At 61.3% G+C, this 19,217-nt stretch carries 19 protein-coding genes; 6 read left to right on the top strand and 13 right to left on the bottom strand.

The genetic code is table 11. From position 1 onward, the window contains the following. Positions 1–31 precede the first annotated feature (31 nt). Positions 32–931, top strand: a complete 900-nt coding sequence (locus tag AB4N84_RS23795) for a LysR family transcriptional regulator (RefSeq protein WP_460043486.1) — start codon at positions 32–34, stop codon at positions 929–931. Positions 932–1,037: 106 nt separating this feature from the next. On the opposite strand, the gene AB4N84_RS23790 is transcribed toward AB4N84_RS23795, so the two are convergent. From AB4N84_RS23790 to AB4N84_RS23770, 5 genes are read right to left on the bottom strand one after another with little or no spacing between them, the layout of a single operon-like run. Continuing rightward, entirely contained in the window at positions 1,038–1,778 is a 741-nt protein-coding gene (locus AB4N84_RS23790; RefSeq protein ID WP_460043484.1) for an amino acid ABC transporter ATP-binding protein, read from the bottom strand. Continuing rightward, positions 1,775–3,277, bottom strand: a complete 1,503-nt coding sequence (gene argH, locus AB4N84_RS23785; protein ID WP_460043483.1) for an argininosuccinate lyase — start codon at positions 3,275–3,277, stop codon at positions 1,775–1,777. Before argH ends, AB4N84_RS23790 begins: the two co-directional genes overlap by 4 nt. Before the next feature lie 2 nt (positions 3,278–3,279). Then, positions 3,280–3,966 (bottom strand): amino acid ABC transporter permease, encoded by a 687-nt coding sequence (locus AB4N84_RS23780; RefSeq protein ID WP_460043482.1) that lies wholly within the window; start codon positions 3,964–3,966, stop codon positions 3,280–3,282. Between the two features lie 7 nt (positions 3,967–3,973). Beyond that, positions 3,974–4,636: an amino acid ABC transporter permease gene (locus AB4N84_RS23775; RefSeq protein WP_074750070.1), complete on the bottom strand. Its 663-nt coding sequence runs from the start codon at positions 4,634–4,636 to the stop codon at positions 3,974–3,976. Positions 4,637–4,648: 12 nt separating this feature from the next. Continuing rightward, on the bottom strand, positions 4,649–5,509 hold the full coding sequence (locus tag AB4N84_RS23770) for a transporter substrate-binding domain-containing protein (protein ID WP_460043480.1): 861 nt from the start codon (positions 5,507–5,509) through the stop codon (positions 4,649–4,651). Between the two features lie 230 nt (positions 5,510–5,739). Here AB4N84_RS23770 and AB4N84_RS23765 point away from each other — a divergent pair, with 230 nt between their 5' ends. Further along, the gene (locus AB4N84_RS23765) at positions 5,740–6,645 is read left to right on the top strand and encodes a LysR substrate-binding domain-containing protein (protein WP_074750066.1); all 906 of its coding nucleotides are present in this window, start codon (positions 5,740–5,742) and stop codon (positions 6,643–6,645) included. 302 nt (positions 6,646–6,947) lie between these two features. On the opposite strand, the gene hemB is transcribed toward AB4N84_RS23765, so the two are convergent. Beyond that, positions 6,948–7,922, bottom strand: coding sequence for a porphobilinogen synthase (gene hemB, locus AB4N84_RS23760; RefSeq protein WP_074750064.1), 975 nt, complete (start codon positions 7,920–7,922; stop codon positions 6,948–6,950). 233 nt (positions 7,923–8,155) lie between these two features. Here hemB and AB4N84_RS23755 point away from each other — a divergent pair, with 233 nt between their 5' ends. Further along, positions 8,156–9,463: an MFS transporter gene (locus AB4N84_RS23755; RefSeq protein WP_460043479.1), complete on the top strand. Its 1,308-nt coding sequence runs from the start codon at positions 8,156–8,158 to the stop codon at positions 9,461–9,463. Between the two features lie 118 nt (positions 9,464–9,581). Here AB4N84_RS23755 and AB4N84_RS23750 read toward each other — a convergent pair whose 3' ends face one another. Continuing rightward, positions 9,582–10,115, bottom strand: coding sequence for an N-acetyltransferase family protein (locus AB4N84_RS23750; protein ID WP_460043477.1), 534 nt, complete (start codon positions 10,113–10,115; stop codon positions 9,582–9,584). A 108-nt stretch (positions 10,116–10,223) separates the two neighbouring features. On the opposite strand from AB4N84_RS23750, the gene AB4N84_RS23745 reads away from it, so the two are divergent. Continuing rightward, positions 10,224–11,111 (top strand): LysR family transcriptional regulator, encoded by an 888-nt coding sequence (locus AB4N84_RS23745; protein ID WP_460043476.1) that lies wholly within the window; start codon positions 10,224–10,226, stop codon positions 11,109–11,111. Between the two features lie 48 nt (positions 11,112–11,159). Next, positions 11,160–12,104, top strand: a complete 945-nt coding sequence (locus AB4N84_RS23740) for a class I SAM-dependent methyltransferase (RefSeq protein ID WP_460043474.1) — start codon at positions 11,160–11,162, stop codon at positions 12,102–12,104. Positions 12,105–12,172: 68 nt separating this feature from the next. On the opposite strand, the gene AB4N84_RS23735 is transcribed toward AB4N84_RS23740, so the two are convergent. Both AB4N84_RS23735 and AB4N84_RS23730 read right to left on the bottom strand, forming a co-directional pair. Next, positions 12,173–13,303 carry a mannitol dehydrogenase family protein gene (locus tag AB4N84_RS23735; protein WP_460043472.1) on the bottom strand — a complete coding sequence of 377 codons (1,131 nt, stop codon included), beginning with the start codon at positions 13,301–13,303 and terminating at the stop codon, positions 12,173–12,175. A gap of 168 nt (positions 13,304–13,471) precedes the next feature. After that, entirely contained in the window at positions 13,472–14,482 is a 1,011-nt protein-coding gene (locus tag AB4N84_RS23730) for a zinc-binding alcohol dehydrogenase family protein (protein ID WP_460043470.1), read from the bottom strand. Positions 14,483–14,753: 271 nt separating this feature from the next. Here AB4N84_RS23730 and AB4N84_RS23725 point away from each other — a divergent pair, with 271 nt between their 5' ends. Next, a complete protein-coding gene (locus tag AB4N84_RS23725) occupies positions 14,754–15,155 on the top strand; it encodes a hypothetical protein (RefSeq protein ID WP_074750052.1) in 402 nt (133 codons plus the stop codon). Between the two features lie 361 nt (positions 15,156–15,516). Here the strand turns inward: AB4N84_RS23725 and AB4N84_RS23720 are convergent, their stop codons facing one another. From AB4N84_RS23720 to AB4N84_RS23705, 4 genes are all read right to left on the bottom strand, one after another. Next, the gene (locus AB4N84_RS23720) at positions 15,517–16,368 is read right to left on the bottom strand and encodes an urea carboxylase-associated family protein (RefSeq protein ID WP_074750050.1); all 852 of its coding nucleotides are present in this window, start codon (positions 16,366–16,368) and stop codon (positions 15,517–15,519) included. Between the two features lie 14 nt (positions 16,369–16,382). Further along, complete coding sequence (locus AB4N84_RS23715; RefSeq protein ID WP_074750048.1) at positions 16,383–17,048, bottom strand: GntR family transcriptional regulator; 666 nt, start codon at positions 17,046–17,048, stop codon at positions 16,383–16,385. A gap of 135 nt (positions 17,049–17,183) precedes the next feature. Then, positions 17,184–18,335: a phytanoyl-CoA dioxygenase family protein gene (locus AB4N84_RS23710; RefSeq protein WP_460043468.1), complete on the bottom strand. Its 1,152-nt coding sequence runs from the start codon at positions 18,333–18,335 to the stop codon at positions 17,184–17,186. After that, positions 18,332–19,189: an SDR family oxidoreductase gene (locus tag AB4N84_RS23705; RefSeq protein ID WP_460043466.1), complete on the bottom strand. Its 858-nt coding sequence runs from the start codon at positions 19,187–19,189 to the stop codon at positions 18,332–18,334. The genes AB4N84_RS23710 and AB4N84_RS23705 overlap by 4 nt, the downstream gene beginning before the upstream one ends. Positions 19,190–19,217: the final 28 nt, after the last annotated feature.

The following is a 19,217-nucleotide window of genomic DNA, read 5'->3' as shown; positions in this document are numbered from 1 at the left end:
TCATTCCATAACACGACTAACTGAGGCTTCGATGGACACGCTTGAAGCGATGACCATGTTCGTGAGGGTTGTCGAACGCGGAAGTTTTTCGGCAGTGGCCCGCGAACTGGGCACGACGCAGCCGACGGTCAGCAAACAGATCAGTGCGCTGGAACAGCGTCTGGGCGGACGGCTGATTGCGCGCAGCACCCGGCAGTTATCGCTCACGGACGAAGGACAGCGTTACTACCGGCAATGCCGCGAAATTCTGGCGGCCGTGGACAATGCCGAGCACAGCTTTAAGACCGGTCGCGAAGGCGTCGCGGGGCCGTTACGCATCGCCTCTTCGGTCAGTTTCGGCCGATTGCAGATCGCGCCCCGGTTGCACGGGTTTCTGCAGCGCTATCCGGACGTCACGATCGACCTGCAACTCAGCGACCAGAATGTCGACCTCGTCAGTGAAGGCGTGGACGTCGCGTTGCGCATTGGAGACCTCAAGGACAGCAGCCTGATCGCCCGTCAGATTGGCCTGACCCGCCGGCTGACGGTGGCATCGCCCGCGTACCTGGAGCAACACCCCGCGCCGCAAGTACCCAGCGACCTGACCCGGCACAACTGCATCCTGTTCAACCTGCTGGAACACTTCGACACCTGGACATTCGACGCAGGGCTGCATCAGGTGCAGGCGCGCGGGAACGTGCGCAGCAACAACAGTGAGGCGATCCGGCAAATGGTGTTGAGCGGGCTGGGGATTTCACTGTCGCCGTCGTGGCTGTACCGCGAAGACATTGAAGCTGGCCGGGTGATTCGGGTGTTGGAGGGCTACACGGCCTCTTCGCTGCCCATCCACGCCGTGTCACCGGCGAACCGCAGGCAGTCGGCGCGGATTCGCGCGTTCGTGGATTTTCTGGTGGAGGCGTTTGCGGCGGATGAAGACCTGGCAGTTGTGTAAACGCCATTGATGCTGGTCGAAAGCCGTAGGAGCGCCACACGGGGCGCCACACGGGGCGCCTCCCACGCCCATCGCGCAGAAACTCGGCGGATGCTTCAGACAGCGCTCAATGCAACACACTCTGCAAAAACTGCCGGGTTCGAGGGTGCTCAGGTGCCGAGAAAATCTGTGCTGGCGGGCCCATTTCAACGATCTTGCCGCCATCGAAAAACACCACCCGATCCGCCACTTCACGAGCAAAGCCCATCTCGTGAGTCACTACGATCATCGTCATGCCTTCCGCCGCCAGGCTCTTCATGACGTTCAGCACTTCGCCAACGGTTTCCGGGTCCAGCGCTGAGGTCGGCTCATCGAAGAGCAGCAGGCGCGGCTTCATCGCCAGAGCACGGACGATCGCCACACGCTGTTGCTGCCCGCCCGACAGCTCGCTCGGATAGCCATCGGCCTTGTGCCGCAGCCCGACACGATCCAGCAACGCCAGCGCATTGGCCTGGGCCTCGGCCTTGCTCTGCTTCTTGACCTTGACCGGCGCCAGAATCATGTTCGCCATGACCGTCATGTGCGGAAACAGGGTGTAATCCTGAAACACCATGCCGATGTCTTCACGCAAGCGGGCCATGGCTTTGCGGTCGTCGGCCCGTACCGAGTCGCCGCCCTCCACCACCACGCTGCCTGCCGAAGGCTCTTCCAGGCTGTTAAGGCAACGAATGAACGTCGACTTGCCCGAACCGCTAGGGCCAATAATGACGACCACCTCGCCCTGCGCAACGTCCAGGTCGACGCCCTTGACCACCTCGAGCTCGCCGAAGTGCTTGTGCAATCCACGCACCGTCAACATGCTTTTCATAGACCGGCCTGCGCACGCGTGGCGGCTTGCAATTTGTCCTGCGCGACCGAGAGGCGATCCCGTCGCGCCTGATTGGCCTGACGCTCCTCCTGCAAGCGCGCATTGGCCCGTTGCAAGCTTGGGCGCAGCGACGACAACGCAGGGCCACCGGCCGAATCGCGGGACTGCACGTTGGCCGTCGGGTCCAGGCATTCACGGACTTTGTGCGCTGGCAGATTCAGCGCGTGCCCCAGTTGCTCCATGGCACAGGCGTCGACCATGTTGGTGTCGATACGGTGCGCTGGCAAACCGGCGTCCATGGCCATGCGCACGGCAGCGCCGACCACGTGATGAGCCTCTCGGAACGACAGGTCAGCCTCACGCACGATGAGGTCGGCAAGCCCGGTCGCCGTAGAGAAATCTTCCCCGGCACGACGTACTGCGAGGTCAGCGTTGGGGATCGCCGTGCGCAGCACCAGCTCCAGCAGTTTCAGGCAACGCAGGGTTTCTTCCGCCGCTTCCCAGAAACCCCGAGTGCCTTCGCGGTTGGCGTCGCCGGTATGGGAAAAGTTGCTGCCCTTGACCGTCACACTTGCTGCCATCAGCAGGCCGACGATATGCCCGGTACGCCCTTTGAGGTATTCGAGCACGGTCGGGTTTTTCTTCTGCGGCATGATGCTCGAGGTCGCGGCCACGCTGTCCGGGAAGTCGATCAGGCTGAACTCGTGGGTGCTCCAGACAAAGTAATCCTGAGCCACCCGACTCCAGAACACCGACAACAGGCTCAGATGCGACAGGCTTTCCAGGATGAAATCCCGTGAGCCTACAGCGTCCAGTGCGTTGTCCAGATACCCGTCGAAACCCAGCAGTTCAGCCGTGCGCGCACGGTCGATGTCGAACGGCGTACCCGCAAACGCAGCGGCGCCCAATGGGCTTTGGTTCATGTTTTCCAGGGTCTGGGTCAGGCGTTTGCAATCGCGCTCAAGGGCCTGCTCCACCGCCGACAGGTAATACCCGTAGGTGATCGGCTGCGCAGGCTGCAAATGGGTGTAACCGGGCATCACCACTTCGGCGAAGACTTCAGCATTGTTCAGGGCGGTCTGACGGGTCTGGATCAGCGCGTCGATCAGGCTCATCAGCACTTCCCGGCAACGCAGACGATCAAGGGTGGCGAGGATGTCGTTGCGACTGCGCCCGGTGTGCAGACGGCCGCCGATGTCGGTGCCGATCTGCTCGATCAGGTGCGCCTCGTAGTTGAAATAGGCGTCTTCGCGGGAAGGGTCGAGCGTCACCTCGCCGGGTCCGGCGGCTTCCATGTCCAGCACGCCTTTGGCCAGCGCGGTGGCGTGTTCACCGCGGATCAGCCCCTGCTCGGCCAGCATCACGATGTGCGCCTTGTTGACGTTGCCCAGGTTGATGAAGCCATCGGCAAACCCTTCCAGACGTGGCCGGTAGATGTACTCGTTGACCTCAGGGGCGGTGGTTTCTTTCAGGCGACGACTGACTTTGGATTCTTGCATGATCAAACCCCTTGACGAGTTACGCGCATCGCCGGACGGCCCAGACGACGTTCGAGATAACGGCTGAGCCAGCTCAGCAATGAACAGATGACGAAGTACACCAGCAGCACCAGCCCATAGACACTGAACGCAGGGCTGACACCGGTCATGACGGTGGAGCGTTCGACGATGATCTGGCCGACCTTGAGAAACTCGCCGACGCCGACCAGCGCCCCTAGAGAGGTGGCCTGCACCAACATCGTCAGCAACCCCGTGTACGCAGGAAGAATCGCTTTCATGGATTGCGGCGCAATCACATGCAGGTAGATCTGCCAGGGGCGCAGCCCCAACGTCCACGCGCTTTTCCACTGGTGGCGGGATACCGAATCCAGGCCACCGCGTACGATCTCGATCCCGTTGGCGCTGCCCCACAACGTCAGACCGGTGACCACCGCCGCGAATGGACTCAAATCGAGTCCGAGCATCGGCGCGCCGAAGAAAATGAAGAACACGTTGACGATCAGCGGGATCGAGCGAAACAGCTCGACATAACCATGAATGGCAAGGCGCAACAGACGACTCTTTAGGGTCGCCAGCACACCGAATACCGCCGAGATGATCGTGGTAAACAGCAGAATCACCAGCGCCAGACGCACGGTCATCCACAGTCCCTTGAGCACGAAGCCCCAGTTTTCCACCAAAAAATTCATGTGGACCTCAGTGCCTGAATGGACGTTGCAGGTGGGCGGACAAACGTCCGGTCAACAGCGACAGAATCGCCACCAGGGTCAGGTACATCACACAGATGGCGCTGAACATCTCGATAGCCCGAAAATCGGTGGCGATCCGATCGACCGCCACGAACGTCAGTTCCGCCAGGCCAATGGCTTGCAGGTATGACGAGTTTTTCAGCAGTGAGATCGCGGTATTCAGCACAGCCGGCAAACTGGTACGAAAGGCGATCGGCAAGGCCACCAGATAAAGATACTGATGAGGCTTGAGGCTCAAGGCCATGCTCGCCTCGCGCATCTTGTGCTCCACCGTGGCCAATCCGCCCCGCATGTTCTCTACCTGATAGGCGCCCGCCCACAACGACAGACAGAACACCCCCGACCAGAACAGCGACAGTTCGAGCCCTATCGCTGGCAGGCCGTAGAAGATGAAGAACAGCTGCACCAGAATCGGCGTGTTGCGGATCAACTCGACGTACAGCGCTACAACCTGCGCCAGCACCGGGACGCGCATCGCCCGCGCCGCACCACCAAAGATGCCGATCAGTAGGGAGAAGGTGATGGCGAGCAGCGAGACCCGGAGTGTCATCAGGACACCGTCGAGCAGCGCAGGCCATTGCGCCAGCAGGTAATTGAAATCGAAATCCATGACAGCGCCCGGTCAGAGTTTTTCAGCGGGTTTGGCTTGCTCGAATACGCTCAGGTAATAGCTCTGAATGTTTTCCGGAACGTACTGACGCACCCAACCGCCGAACAGCTTGTCCTCGTGCATCTTCGCGATGGCGGCGCTGAGGTAGTCGCGTAATGGCTCGTCGTTCTTGCGCACACCGATGGCGGCATCGGAAATCTGGAACGGTTCGTTGATCAGGCGTGCATCGCTGTCGTTCGCCGCGACCACCACCAGTGTTGCGGCGTCATGGGTATAGGCATCAGCACGGCCCTGACGAAAGGTCTGCAAGGCGTCGGCGGCACTGTTCATGCGCAGGGTCTTGACCTGAGGCATGTGGTCCTCAAACCACTTGGCTTGCACCGAGCCTTTGAGCGTGGCGAGGGTCTTGCCGTCGAGGTCCTTGATTGACTTGATCGGGCTGTCCTTCTTGACCACCACGTCACTCGCTCCCCAGCGATACGGTGTGGTGAAGTCGATGACCCGTTGACGCTCAGGCGTGACACCGAGGGTCGCGATGAGGAAGTCGACCTTGCGCCCCAACAACTGCGGAACGCGGTTCTCGGCGGTGACGCAGGTGAAGATCACCTTGTCTTTGGAGCCCAGCGCCCAGAGCGCGATTTGCCGCGACATTTCCACTTCAACCCCGGCGAACTCGCCGTTGCCGTTCTGGAAACCGTAAGGCGGCTGGTCGCACCGTACCCCGGCACGCAGTTGGCCGGCTTCCTTTATTTCATCGGGCACTGGCGGAAGATCCGTCGCGTGAACCTGTGCGATGCCTGTCAGGGAGACGCATGAGAGCGCAAGTGCACGGCCCAATACGCTTAACGAAAACAGCCTGGATGAGAACGACATATTGCCTCCTGGTTACCTACCAGCGCGGCGCCACACCACGTGACGTCACGCAACGATTTCAAGGGCAGAGAGCAGCGGGATTTACAGCGCACCCTGAGGACATCAGACGCGCTTGAACATCGCGTCCGTCTGCGCGGAAGCTTCGATGTCGAAAACAGTTATAAAGCCTCTGGCTCATGCCAACAAATGACAATACATTGGTCATCCATACCGAATTGATATGGCCTGCCATGAACTTCAAACAAGTCGAAGCCTTTCGCGCCGTGATGTTGAGCGGCTCAATGACTGCCGCAGCCGAGTCGCTGCACACCTCGCAACCCAATATCAGCCGCCTGATTGCGCAACTGGAACGGGCCAGTGGCTTCAAATTGTTCGAACGGGTGGGTGGCCGCCTCTTGCCCACCGATGAAGGCGCGGCGCTGTTCGCCGATGTGGAGCGGGCATTCATCGGTCTGCAAAACCTGGAGACGTCAGCGCAGAACATCCGCCGTGGGGGGACGGGGCAATTGCGCATCGCTGCGGTACCGTCGCTGTCGCTGACCGTTTTGCCGAAGGTCATCCAGCGCTTTCGTCAGGAGAATCCCGAAGCGGCCATTTCGATCCACACCAGCGATTCGCCGATGGTTGCCCACTGGGCGGCTTCGCAGTTCTGCCATGTGGGGCTGGCGTCGTATGTCGGCGAGGACATGCCCGGGGTGCGCACGCGCAAGATATGCGACGTGCCGGGGGTCTGTGTGTTCCCCACGGGGCATCGGTTAGGCAAGCTGAGGGCGGTCAAACCGGAGGATCTGAAAGGCGAGGAATTTATTTCGCTGTCGCTGAGTGACGGCTCGCGAGCCCGCGTGGATCGTGTGTTCGCAGGCGACAAGGAGTATCGCAAGCTGAACCTGGAAACGCCCTATGCCGCGACCGTGTGCTCGTTGGTGGCGCTGGGACTGGGGGTGAGTATCGTCAGCCCGATGGTGGCACTGGAGTATGTACACATGGGCATCGAAACCCGCCCGTTCCTGCCCCAGATCCGTTTTTCCACTTACCTGTTGCTGCCGGAAGACAGGCCACAAAGCCTGCTGAGTCAGCGTTTCGGTGTGTTGATCGAAGAGATGCTCACCGAGGCGAGCAAAGACTGGCAGGGATAGCGGACATGTCGATCGACCGAACGCTGTGAGCGTGAATGCGTTCACGAACACCGGGGCCATCCCTGAAAGGTTCATTGGATGTGCCCCGGCATTCGTCGGAATGCCGCCCAAAGCGAGCTCACTCCCACAGGTCTGCGGTCTGGACACAGGTTCGCGCATCAACCCGGCTCCCTGTGGGAGACGTCCGAGGTTACGAGGGTATGGGCCGCACTTCGGACGAATGCGGTGGGTCATTCACGGTCGACGTCGCTAACCCAACGCATTCGCCAGCAAGCTCCCACAGACTCTCTGCTGCGTATGAATCAGATCCCGCTCAGCGCCAGATCCATCGCGAAGTACGTGAAGATCAGGTCTGCGCCCGCGCGTTTGATCGCGCCCAGGCTTTCGCGGACCACGCGGCCCTCGTCGATGGCACCGGCTTGAGCGCCGAACTTGATCATCGCGTACTCGCCGCTCACCTGATACGCCGCCAATGGCAGGTTCGAGGCTTCACGGATATCGCGAATGATGTCCAGGTAGGCGCCCGCGGGCTTGACCATCAGGGCATCGGCGCCTTCGGCTTCGTCCAGCAGCGACTCCCGCAGGGCTTCGCGGCGGTTCATCGGGTTCATCTGGTAGCTTTTGCGGTCACCCTTGAGCGCCGAACCGCCTGCTTCGCGGAAAGGGCCGTACAGCGACGACGCGAATTTGGTCGAGTAGGCCATGATGGGTGTCTGGGTAAAACCTGCTGCGTCCAGCGCGGCACGAATGGCCTTGACCTGGCCGTCCATTGCCGCCGACGGGGCAATGACATCGGCGCCCGCGCGCGCCGCCATGACCGCCTGCTTGCCGAGGTTTTCGATGGTCGCGTCGTTGTCGACATGCGCACCGTGCATCACGCCGCAGTGGCCGTGGTCGGTGTACTCGCAGAAGCAGGTGTCGGACATCACGATCATGTCCGGCACGGCGTCCTTGATGGTGCGCGACATCCGCGACACCAGACCGTTCTCCTGCCAGGTGTCACTGCCAGTGGCGTCCAGATGATGGGACACACCGAAGGTCATCACTGACTTGATCCCGGCGCGGGCATAACGCTCCACTTCCTGGGCCAGTTTCGACTCGGGGATCCGACGCACGCCCGGCATGCTGTTGATCGGCACGAAATCGTCGATTTCTTCCTCGACGAAGATCGGCAGCACCAGGTCGTTCAGCGTGAACTCGGTTTCCTGGAACAACGCGCGAAAATTTGCGTTGCTGCGCAGGCGACGTGGACGGGCGGCGGGAAACAGACTGGACATGGCAATTCCTGATGAAAAGTTTCCGAAAAACGCCCGGGCTGACGCATCCGGGCGATATCAATGGCGCGAAGCTTATGCCTGCACCGTTCTCGATTCAAATGTCGCGGCAATAAAGTCTCTTACCGAACCGGTAATAGTTGCTGAAGGGTCGTCGAACCAACTCAACGGCGCCCGGTCATTAAGCAAGAGCGGCACCCATTCCGGTTGCACGAGCGCTTACCCCGAGAACTCTCTTGACCAGCCCATCCGCCGCGCGTCATTCAGACCTTCGTAACAACCGTTCACTGGACGGCCTCAACTTTTTCCTGGCGGATGTTCGCGACGGGCTGGGTCCGTACCTCGCGATCTACCTGTTGGCGGTCCATAAATGGGACCCGGCCAGTATCGGGCTGGTAATGACCCTGGCCGGTATAGCGGCTTTGGTGACCCAAACGCCAGCGGGTGCGCTGATTGACCGCACCCGCAGCAAGCGAATGGTGGTGGTCGTGGCGGCCTTGTTGGTGACCGCCGGATGCGTGGTGTTGCCATTCATCCACAGTTTTACGTGGGTCGCCATCACCCAGTCCCTCAGCGCAATTGCAGGGTCCGTGTTTGCGCCGGCCATCGCGGCGATTTCCCTGGGAATCACCGGGCCCAAGGCGTTCACCCGGCGTACCGGCCGCAATGAAACCTGGAACCATGCGGGTAACGCTTGCGCGGCGCTGCTGGCGGGCGGTTGTTCCTGGTTGTTCGGGCCGATCGCGGTGTTTTATCTGATGGCGTTCATGGCCTTGGCAAGCGTCGTCGCGGTCAGCTTCGTCGACGGTAATGCCATCGATCATGAAGTGGCCCGAGGCTTCGACCCCAGTGACAAGGGGGAGAACGATCAACCCAGTGGATGGGCGGCGCTGCTGAACAACCGCCCGTTATTGGTCTTCGCGATCTGTTGCGGGCTGTTCCATCTGGCCAATGCCGCGATGCTGACGCTGGTCAGCCAGAAGCTGTCACAGATCGACCTCCAGCTCGCCACGCCACTGACCTCGGCGTGCATCGTGGCCGCACAACTGGTGATGGTGCCGGTGGCCTGGCTGGTTGGCGCCAAGGCAGACAGCTGGGGACGCAAACCGCTGTTGATGGCGGGTTTCGTGATCTTGCCGCTGCGCGGAGTGCTGTATGTGCTCTCGGACAACCCGTACTGGCTGGTGGGCGTGCAATTGCTCGACGGCATAGGCGCCGGCGCTTTCGGCGCACTGCTGCCGCTGGTGGTCAAGGACCTGACCCAGGGCACTGGACGCTTCAATGTCAGCCTGGGTGCGATCTCAACGGTATTCGGTCTGGGCGCGGCCTTGAGCAATGGCCTGGCCGGTCTGGTGATTCGCGAAGCCGGTTACAGCGCGGCCTTTCTCACACTGGCGGCCATTGCCGCCGTCGCCTTCGTGCTGCTGTGGTTAGGCGTGCCTGAAACCCTTACAAACGAGTCCGCCACAACAGAGCACCAGCGCCACGCAGACGCTGAGGACGACGATGAACAGGGCCAGCCAGAGCAACGCCCGATCACATGACGAGTCGCGCACAAAGGCGAAGCACTCATATTACGTAATACGCCCGATACACCCATTCATGGGCCAAGCGTGAGTGACAGTAACTGAGCGGCCCCTCCATTCGACAGCCAGCGGATGGCTAGCCACGGGGCACGCTGCCTGCGCCTTCACCCAGTTCGCGCTGCATCAAAACCGTGTCCAGCCAACGGCCGTGCTTGAAACCCACTGACTCAAACACGCCGACAGTACGAAATCCTTGGCGCTCATGAAGCCGAATCGAGGCCGTGTTTTCGCTGTTGCCAATGACAGCGACCATTTGTCGACGACCACCGGCGATGCAACGCTCGATGATCAGCGCCAGCAGGGCCTGGCCGATGCCCTTGCCCGCCATACCCTCACGTACGTACACGGAGTCTTCGACAGTAAAACGGTAGGCCGGACGGGGCCGATACAGCGTCGCGTAGCCGTAGCCGACGACCTCACCCTCCAGTTCGGCCACCAGGTAAGGGAGGTCATGGCCACGGACGTCCGTACGTCGCTGACACATCTGCGCAAGGGTCGGCGGTTCCAGTTCGAAGCTGGCAGTGCCATGAATCACGTGGTGGGCGTAAATCGCCTGCACGGCGGGCATGTCGTCTTCAAGGGCGTCGCGCAAAATGAGGTCGTGAGGCATGTGCGGTCTTCTTCTGGATCAAGATAAAAGCAGGTGAGCAATGATGACGCGCTGCCACCCCAAAACAAAGCTATGATTTGTCATCCTCAGCATCAGTAAAACTTTGCCATGCAGCGGCTCAACCTTAATCACCTTCACTCCTTCGCCCATGTTATCCACCACGGCAGCTTTTCCGCTGCGGCGCAGCGCCTCGGTTTGACTCAGCCAGCCGTGAGCCTGCACATCCGCCTGCTGGAGGAGCGGTTGAACCTGCGCCTCATCGAACGCGTCGGTAAACGCATCAAGCCGACGCCCGCCGGCAGCACGCTGCTGGAGCACATTGGTCGAATCGATGCCGTGGTCGAAGACGCGTTGCTTGACCTGTCGAGCCACGCGCAGGGCGTTGCCGGGCGAGTCGCTATCGGCACGGGCGCGACGGCCTGCATCCATCTCCTTCCGCCGATTTTACAAACCTTGCGCCGGCAGTTTCCGGCACTGGATGTGCGCGTCAGTACCGGCAACACCGACGGCATCTTGCGCGCAGTGGAGGAGAACCGCCTGGACCTTGCGCTAGTCACCCTGCCCGCATCCGGTCGCAGCCTGTCGGTCACCCCACTGCTGGACGATGAACTCGTCGCGATTTTCAGTGCTGAGCAACGTCCTCTTCCAAAGGACCTCACGGCGGGTTCGCTGCTGGATCTGCCCTTGGTCTTGTTCGAAGCCGCTAGCAGCACTCGCCTGCTGATCGATGAGTGGTTCCTGCAGGCGGGGCAGCGTATCAAGCCGGTGATGGAGCTGGGCAGCATCGAGGCCATCAAGGAAATGGTCGCCGCTGGCCTGGGTTACAGCATCGTGCCGCGCATGTCGGTGGCGGCGCCCCATCATCAACGGGGTTTGCAGGTTCAGGCGCTGACGCCCCCCCTGAACCGGACGCTGGGCATCGTGCTGCGTCAGGACAAACCGGTGAACAAGGGACTGAGGCAGGTCCTCGACGCATTACAGACGCTTGCCCCCTGATTGGGTTTAGAATGCCGCCCTTTCTCATGACCGACCCGCCGCCACCCGATGAATGCCGACGCGCTGAACACCCTCAACGAACACCTGCTGACCGCCCTCGCCCCTGCACCCGCAGAAACTCGCCGCCTGTTCCATGGCCGTGGACGACGCTGGCCAGGGCTCGAGCAACTGACCGTGGACTGGATGCAGGGTGTCGTGCTGGTGTCGCTGTTCAAGGAGCCTGCCGGCGAAGACCTCGATGCGCTGAAACGCCTGCTCTTTGAGCTCGTGCGGACGCCCACGTGGCAGAACAGCCAGGCTCACACCCTGTTGCTGCAACACCGTTACCTGCCGGACAGCCTGACCGAAGCGCTCGCAGGCGAGATGCCGGACGAGTGGACCCTGACCGAAGGCGGCTTGCGCTACCTCGTGGATTTCGGCAAGAAGCAGAACACGGGTCTGTTCCTGGACATGCGTTACGGCCGCGACTGGGTGCGCGCCAACGCCTCAGGCAAACGGGTGCTCAACCTGTTTGCTTACACCTGCGGCTTTTCCGTGGCGGCCATCGAGGGTGGCGCGGAGTTCGTGGTCAACCTGGACATGTCCCGGGCGGCGCTCAGCCGAGGCCGCGACAACCATCGCCTGAACGGCCACGACCTGAGCAAGGTCAGTTTTCTCGGGCACGAGCTGTTCAAGTCGTGGGGCAAAGTGAAGAGCGGCGGCCCTTATGACCTGGTGATCATCGACCCGCCGTCGTTTCAGAAAGGCAGCTTCCTGTTGACCAAAGATTACCAGCGCGTCCTGCGCAAACTGCCGGAGCTGTTGAGCCCCCACGGCACCGTGTTGGCCTGCATGAACGACCCGGCATTGGGCGCCGATTTCTTGATTGAAGGGGTGACCCGTGAAGCGCCGAGCCTGCGTTTCGAACGGCGACTTGAGAATCCCCCGGAGTTTGCCGACGCGGAGCCTGAGGGTGGGTTGAAGGCGCTGGTGTTCCGCCAAAGTTTCAACTGACACCGGACGCCGCGTGTCGACGATAAGCCTGTGAACGGCCATCGTCGGCACGCCGGACGCCTTCGGGCTTATCTCGCCAATGCCTGTTCCAGCCGGATCTGTAGCAATCCCGGGATCTTTCGTCCTTGCTCGACGACCGGCAAGAACCGCCTGCGTTTTTTCTCCTCGTGGTTCTGCGCGATGTCGACAATGCGATGTTGCAGAAACGGATTGAGAAAACGGTCGCGCACACTGGCCAGATAATCCCGCGCTTGCGCCAGCTCTCCTTTCGCGGCAAACACCGGCAGCACTTCCTCCTCCCACAGCGCCTCAAGACTCTGACGCAACGCTGCGTCGCCCATGGCCTGATACACCGTTTCCTCGGCCGCACGCCCGTCGACCCGCCAACGCTCGGCGAGCCAGCTGTGCCCCAGATTGAGCATGTACAGCTTGAATTGCTCGTATTGTTCCAGTTGGTCGGTGAGGACGATGCAGGGATGCGTGCACGGCAATTGCAGCCCCTCCTGCCGCTCGATGGCCCAGATTGCGTAGGGCTCCGCCACCGCGCCGACAGGCTGGATGGGCTGCGAAACAATACGGTCGACCAGTGAGTTGGCCCAGCGACAGGTGTCGCTCAGGTACACAATGAACGCAGGCGCCATTTGCCATTCCGTCGCGAGGCGAATGATCAGGTCGCGCAGCACATCGCCGTTGCGCGACACCAACTCACAGGGGAACAACGACAACGTGCTGTGTGGATTCAACAACCAGCGATCATGCAGCAAGACCAGCAATTTGGCCGGGAAGCTCACGGGCGCTGGCGCGTTGGCCGACAGCAGGTCAGTGGAGTCTGCCGCATCGAGCACATAGCCTTTGTCGCCGGTATTGGAAATCACCACCTCGACGTCCTTCACGATGGCCCGACGCAGCTGCGACCAGTCTCGCCCGGCGTGCAGCGCCGTGGCGATGGACGACGACCAGTACTCTTCATCGACCGTGCGCCCGCCTTCCGTGCCCTGGATCCGCACCGGATAACCGACGCCGCTCGCCAACGCCTGAACACGTTGCGCGCTGTCGGCACTGGCGGTGGTTTGTACGACCGTCACCTTGCCCAGTGCCTCGCCCTTGGCGAGCGCTTGCGAAATAAAAAAGTCGGCATGTGCCTGAAGGAATCGGCTGGTGCCAAATTGCAGGATCGGGGTTGAAACGGGAGGGTTCATGCAATGTCCCTTTCAAAGTGATGCGCGCCGCCCATTCGACGCTCGAGGACCTGTAGGAGCGAATTCATTCGCGATACGGGGGTGAAGCCGTAACATAAGCCGCGCCTGAAACATTTTTCGCGAATGAATTCGCTCCCACAGACGTTTATCTCTGCCCGATGCGTGCGATCAGCACTCGACGATCGCCTTGACCACGCCTTGCGTCGGGTCAAGCAGCATTTGAAAACGCTCCGGCACTTCGCTCAATGTCATGCGATGGGTGTTCAGTGCTGCATCGGGAATCAAACCGTCGCGCAGGCACTGCTCCACGTAACGAAAATCCTCGACCGTCGCGTTACGGCTGCCCATCAACGTGGCTTCGCGCTTGTGAAATTCAGGATCGGAGAAGCTGATAGTGTCGCGCACGATGGACACCAGGACGTATTTGCCGCCGTGCGCGATGAACTCGAACCCACGCTCCATGGCCTTGGCGTTGCCGGTGGCGTCGAACACCACGTCAAAGAATTCGCCTTGGGTCAGGTGTTCCAGTTGCTGCTTGTCCTCGGCGCCAATCAACACGGCCGAGGTGACTTTCAGATGCGCCTTGCAGAACGCCAGGCGATCCTCGCGGGTGTCCAGGACCGTGACCTGCGCGCCGCGCAGGCGGGAGAAAATGGCCACGGCCATGCCGATCGGGCCGGTGCCGACCACCAGCGCACGCTGCCCTGCCTGAATATCGGATCGACGCACCGCGTGCGCGCCAATCGACAGAAACTCGATCATCGCCGCTTGGTCCAGCGTGATCCCGTTCGCCTTGAGGACAAAGGCGTGCGGCAGGCTGAGGTATTCGGTAAAAGCGCCATCGCGATGCACGCCCAGTACCTGAATGCGCACGCAACAATTGGTTTTCCCCTGACGACAGGCGATGCAGTCGCCACAGGACAGGTAGGGCATCACGTACACCACGTCCCCCGCCACCAGACCGCTGCCCGCCTCGCTTTCTTCGACAATGCCCGAGAATTCGTGCCCCATGACCCTGGGGTATTCCAGAAACGGTTGATTGCCGTTGAAGATGTGCAGGTCGGTGCCGCAGACCCCGACGCGCTTGATCCTGACCAGCGTTTCGCCAGGCGCGCGCTCAGGCTTTTGACGATCCTGGGCCAGCAGGGAGCCGGGTGTTTCGCAGACGACGGTGAGCATGCTTTCTCTCCAGACCATGCACGCCGGCACAGCGGTGATGACGAACGCTGCGGGTGACTGGGCGTGATCTATTGTTGTTGTGATCCTGGATGCGCCGGCCCGTGTAACGCGCTCGGCGCCGCTGCGAAAAAACTACACAGCGATTTGCATATTGGCAAGACCAATTAAGTTTTAATCATATTGGCCTGACCAGAAAGCCAGTTGACAGGTGCGTGCTGCGCGCCGACAACCGGCTGTAATTCAGCCCCGACCATCGCTATGATCAGACCCCATGACGCCCACTCTGCCCATTCGCTCACCCTGCCCGCCCGGCGCCTGCACCTGCGACCGCGAACGCCTGCTGGAAACCCCCGGCACGGACATGCGCATCCTGTGCCTGACCCGTCAGGAGGAAAAGCGTCTGCTTGAGCGTCTGGAGAGCATCGCCAGCCTGAGCGATCTGGAGCACATGCAGCGGCGCATGTTCGAGTTGCTCGGCATCCGCCTGGCCATTGCGCCCGGCTTCAATGAAGTGCGCAGCATGCGCGGCCTCGTCATCGACATCGCCGAACTGCCCGGCATGTGCCGCAAGACCCGCGCAGCGATCCCGGCGGCGATCCGGCGCGGCCTGGAAAAGAACCCTGAAATCGCTTACGGCCTGCTCAATGCCCATGACCTGTTGCGGGATGCTTGAGGTCGATCTCCGCCCGCCTGGCACGTGAGCGTGCGAATACTCTGATCATTCCCACGCTCCCCGGGGTAACGCAGTGGCTGACGCTCTGCGTCAACATGGACGCAGAGCGTCCTGACAGGCATTCCAACGCGGAGCGTGAAAACGATCAATCCTGTGGGAGGCGTTGCAGGTTACAACGGCCGCGAAGGCGGTGGGTCATTTACCGGTGATGTGACTGCACCTACGCATTCGCCACTGTCGTAACCTCCAGCAGCTCCCACAGGCCTTGCACCCGCCACGCGCCCCGGCCTACCCGGTCGATGGACTGAGACTCTCCCGTGGAATTTGGCGCAGCAGCCCCACCTTGTCGCATCAGTAAGGCTTACTTCTCCCATTGCGCCTTGTCGATCTTCAAGCCGTGCAGGCCGTTGTACTCCGCGCGCTTGGGTTGCTCCCACCCGTGCAGCAGCGACGCGTCGAGGTCGTAGATTTCCACGCCCAGCGGGCGGCAGACGGTCAGCGGGTCCTGCGCATCGGGGCCCCACATCGGCAGGGACAGGTCGCCGCCCGGGCAGGTCGACAACGCACACAGCAGGTCGATCTCAGCGAAGAATTCCAGATAATCCCCCTTCTGCGCCGGACAGGCCTTCATGAAGTACATGTCATCGTGGTTCAGGCCCGTGCACTGGAAGATGTTCAGCACATCGTGGACGTCGAACTCGGTCAGGCCGTGAGGCAAAACGGCACGGGTCAGGTTCGAATGGCAGTGATGATGGAAATCCTCCCCCGTCAGCATCTTGTTCACGTACGGGTCGCAACGGGTCCCGAGCAGGTCATGCAAGCGGCCGCCGTGCTCATCGATGCCGTAGCTCGCCAGGCTGTCATCGGTGATGGTGACCATCGGCCGCAGGAACGGCAGGTTCGACCACAGGCGATCATGGGTGGTCACGTGCGCCCCTTGTAACTGACGGGTACGCGATGCCCACATGCGCTCACGCGGGTCGTTGGCGTTCCAGACGTTGAAGTCGCCCACCTGCGGACCCACGGGCGTCGTGACGCGGAACACCTGTCCCGCCTTGACCTTCCAGGCACGCCCGGTGCGAATCGGCACCTCGAACTGCTCGACCTGCGTGCGACAGTCCTGACGCTCGCGAATACGGTCATAGAACGCCGTATCGACCTGCAACGCAGCGCCTTTGCTGACCTGATACGCGGCTGGATAATCTTTGTACATGGCAATCTCCTGGTTCAGTGTCTGGTAGCGCGCGAAAGCAGGTCCAGCGCCTGGTGTTCGGAATCGTTGAGGTAGCTGTCCATGGCTTCACCCGCTTCGTGGCGATGGCCGTCGATCAGCAACTGATGAATGTGCCGGTCGCGCGCCAGCCAGGGCGCCTGATAGCGCGCTTCGTCGGGGGCGGCGGAAAACACCAGGCGCATCTGCGCCACGATGTTGGTGAAAAACTCATCGAACGACGGACTGTGCAACAGGCCCACGACCTGCTGGTGAAAGCGCAGGCTGTGGGTGCCAAAGGCGCGCCAGTCTTCGCGTTCGCTGGCCAGCTCGGCGGCTTCAATGGCATTTGCCATGCGCGCGGAAGACGAATCGACCAGCAGCTTGCCGGTGAGTATGGCTTGGGATTCAAGGGTGCGGCGGACCATGAAAAGGTCACGTACATCGTCCACGGTCAGACGACGAACGATGACGCCCTTGTGCCGGACGTAGGTCGTCAGTCCCTCGCGGCCGAGCAGGTGCAGCGCTTCGCGCACGGTGTTGCGCGAGGCGTTATAACCACGCACCAGTTCGCTTTCCACCAACGGCATGCCGGACAACAGCCGTCCGCCGATGATGTCTTCGCGCAGTTCGTGGGCAACCTGGTCGGCCAGCGACAGGCCGTTTTCTTTGGCGATGGACACAGTGTGCAGTTCCTGAAAGATCGGGATTGTTCAACAACCCGTATTCATTCAGGACAGCACACAGCGTGCCAGAAATGGCGACTGTATCTTTGCAGGAAACATACAACATCCAGCACCACCGATGAATCATTGAACTCAGGCGAACCGCTTAACCCGCATCACCTCAACTGCCTCGACAAACCGCTCCACCGGCCAACGCTCCTGCAACGCCAACTCGAACAATTGCTGCCCCGTCTGTGGCGCCATGCCGTGCAATGGCGGGTCAGTGTCCAGGTTGGTCGGAAATGAATACCCGTCCGCACTCATCGCAATCACCGCCTGCATGCCCTCTTCATCCAGTTCGCCTTGCTCGACCCGCTTGAGCATCAGCGGATACAGCGCCAGCATCATCCGTTCCCGATTGACCGTCTCCATCGGCTTGCCGAACGCCGACGAAATCTGCAGCAGGTTCGCCATCCGGAACTCATCCGTCGTGCGGTTGGTGCCCGCCGCATGGAACAGCGCGGGGTTGAAGAACAGCAGATCACCTTTGTTCAGCGGCAACTGAATCGCGTGACGATCGAAGTAGTCGATGAACGCCTGATCACGCCACGCCAGATAACCCAGCTCGTACTGCTGCGAGAACGGCAACAACAGCGTCGGTCCGGTTTCCAGCGGCATGTCGGTGTGCGCCACCGCGCCCTGCAGCGTGAGGTGTTGCGACAGGCGATGCATCGGCAGCGGAAAACGCGCGGCGACCTCATCGCTCTGGAAGCCCAGGTGATAGTCGCGATGGGGCTGTTGCGCCTGACCGCCCGGCGTCACCACATTGACCTGCGCCGACGCCTGAAAAGAGGGTCCCAGCCACGACTCGGCGATCAGGCCGAGCAAGGGATTGGCGTAGTACTCGATGAACGAGTCCGGCGAATGTTCGGCGGCTTTCTGCAGCGAATTCCAGATCCGCTGATTGGCGCCCGCCTTGGCGAAGTGGTCGGCCCGCACCACCCTCGCCGCTTCGTCGGTGATGATCTGGCGGAACACCTCGCTGTGCCGGTCAACGACCGCGAGATCGGGAAAGGCATTGCGCACCACCATCACACCCGGGCCGTCGCGAAACAGCCGGTGCAGCTCGCTCAATATGCCCAAGCGGTCATGCAGAGCGGCGCTGCGCAGCGCATCGGCGTCATAGATCACCACCTGACTGACCACTTCCTGCGCATGAGGATACTCGGCGGCATTCACCCGCTGTTCACATACCGCCGCGAACGCCCGGACATCGATGTCACGCGAGGTGGCGAAGAGGCTCACAACGCTGCTCCGGCAACGCCGTCCAGGGTCAACGGTGCATCAGGACGGGGTGTGGAACCGTCGCCGCAGCCCATGATGCCCTGCTCCATGTCGATCACCGCGCCGGTGGTCATGCCCGATTGATCGGAGAGCAGATAGGCGACGCTGTTGGCCACTTCCTGAGGTTTGAGCAAGCGACCGAACGGTGACTGCGCCTCGGCGCGGGCGAGCCAGCCTTCGTCGGCACCGTGGTACTGGCGCTGGATCTGGTCTTCGTGCGGGGTGTCCATCCAGCCGATGTTCAGGCCGTTGACGCGGATGCGGTTGCGCAAGGTGCTGAACGCTACGTTCTTGGTCAGCACTGCGAGCGCGCCTTTGGACGCAGCGTACGCCGACAGGAACGACTGACCGCCATGGCCGGAGACACTGAGGATGCTGACGATCGAGCCTTCGACGTTGTTGGCGATCATCAGCTTGATGCATTCCTGCATGAGAAAAAACGGGGCTTTTACGTTGACCGCAAAGATGCGATCAAACAGCTCGGGTGAGGTGTCGATGATGGTGCCGCGGTCAGACATCCCGGCGCAGTTGACCAGGCCGTGAACAGTCCCGAAGTGTTCCTTGGCAGCGGCCACGACACGACGGCAATCGTCGACGTTCTCCATGTCAGCCTCGACGAAGAACGCCTGGCAATCCAGTTCGGCCAGTTGACGCACTTGCTGTTCGCCTTTGTCACGACTGCGTCCGCAGATGATCAGGCCCGCCGCGCCGCGTTGCGCAAGGGTATGAGCCACTGCGGCGCCCAACCCTTGAGTGCTGCCGGTGACGACGAAGTAGCGACCGGTGAAAGAAGTGGAAAGATCGAGTGCTGACATGCCTGTCTCCTGCTGTTGTTGTTTTTGG

The sequence above is a fragment of the Pseudomonas sp. S2_H01 genome, assembly GCF_054668305.1.
This window is presented reverse-complemented; position numbering and strand designations above follow the sequence as displayed.

Bases quoted from the DNA above. Each gene is read 5' to 3' on its own strand.
- AB4N84_RS23795 (WP_460043486.1), top strand. From the start codon at position 32: ATGGACACGCTTGAAGCGATGACCATGTTCGTGAGGGTTGTCGAACGC.
- AB4N84_RS23790 (WP_460043484.1), bottom strand. From the start codon at position 1,778: ATGAAAAGCATGTTGACGGTGCGTGGATTGCACAAGCACTTCGGCGAG.
- argH (WP_460043483.1), bottom strand. From the start codon at position 3,277: ATGCAAGAATCCAAAGTCAGTCGTCGCCTGAAAGAAACCACCGCCCCT.
- AB4N84_RS23780 (WP_460043482.1), bottom strand. From the start codon at position 3,966: ATGAATTTTTTGGTGGAAAACTGGGGCTTCGTGCTCAAGGGACTGTGG.
- AB4N84_RS23775 (WP_074750070.1), bottom strand. From the start codon at position 4,636: ATGGATTTCGATTTCAATTACCTGCTGGCGCAATGGCCTGCGCTGCTC.
- AB4N84_RS23770 (WP_460043480.1), bottom strand. From the start codon at position 5,509: ATGTCGTTCTCATCCAGGCTGTTTTCGTTAAGCGTATTGGGCCGTGCA.
- AB4N84_RS23765 (WP_074750066.1), top strand. From the start codon at position 5,740: ATGAACTTCAAACAAGTCGAAGCCTTTCGCGCCGTGATGTTGAGCGGC.
- hemB (WP_074750064.1), bottom strand. From the start codon at position 7,922: ATGTCCAGTCTGTTTCCCGCCGCCCGTCCACGTCGCCTGCGCAGCAAC.
- AB4N84_RS23750 (WP_460043477.1), bottom strand. From the start codon at position 10,115: ATGCCTCACGACCTCATTTTGCGCGACGCCCTTGAAGACGACATGCCC.
- AB4N84_RS23745 (WP_460043476.1), top strand. From the start codon at position 10,224: ATGCAGCGGCTCAACCTTAATCACCTTCACTCCTTCGCCCATGTTATC.
- AB4N84_RS23740 (WP_460043474.1), top strand. From the start codon at position 11,160: ATGAATGCCGACGCGCTGAACACCCTCAACGAACACCTGCTGACCGCC.
- AB4N84_RS23735 (WP_460043472.1), bottom strand. From the start codon at position 13,303: ATGAACCCTCCCGTTTCAACCCCGATCCTGCAATTTGGCACCAGCCGA.
- AB4N84_RS23730 (WP_460043470.1), bottom strand. From the start codon at position 14,482: ATGCTCACCGTCGTCTGCGAAACACCCGGCTCCCTGCTGGCCCAGGAT.
- AB4N84_RS23725 (WP_074750052.1), top strand. From the start codon at position 14,754: ATGACGCCCACTCTGCCCATTCGCTCACCCTGCCCGCCCGGCGCCTGC.
- AB4N84_RS23720 (WP_074750050.1), bottom strand. From the start codon at position 16,368: ATGTACAAAGATTATCCAGCCGCGTATCAGGTCAGCAAAGGCGCTGCG.
- AB4N84_RS23705 (WP_460043466.1), bottom strand. From the start codon at position 19,189: ATGTCAGCACTCGATCTTTCCACTTCTTTCACCGGTCGCTACTTCGTC.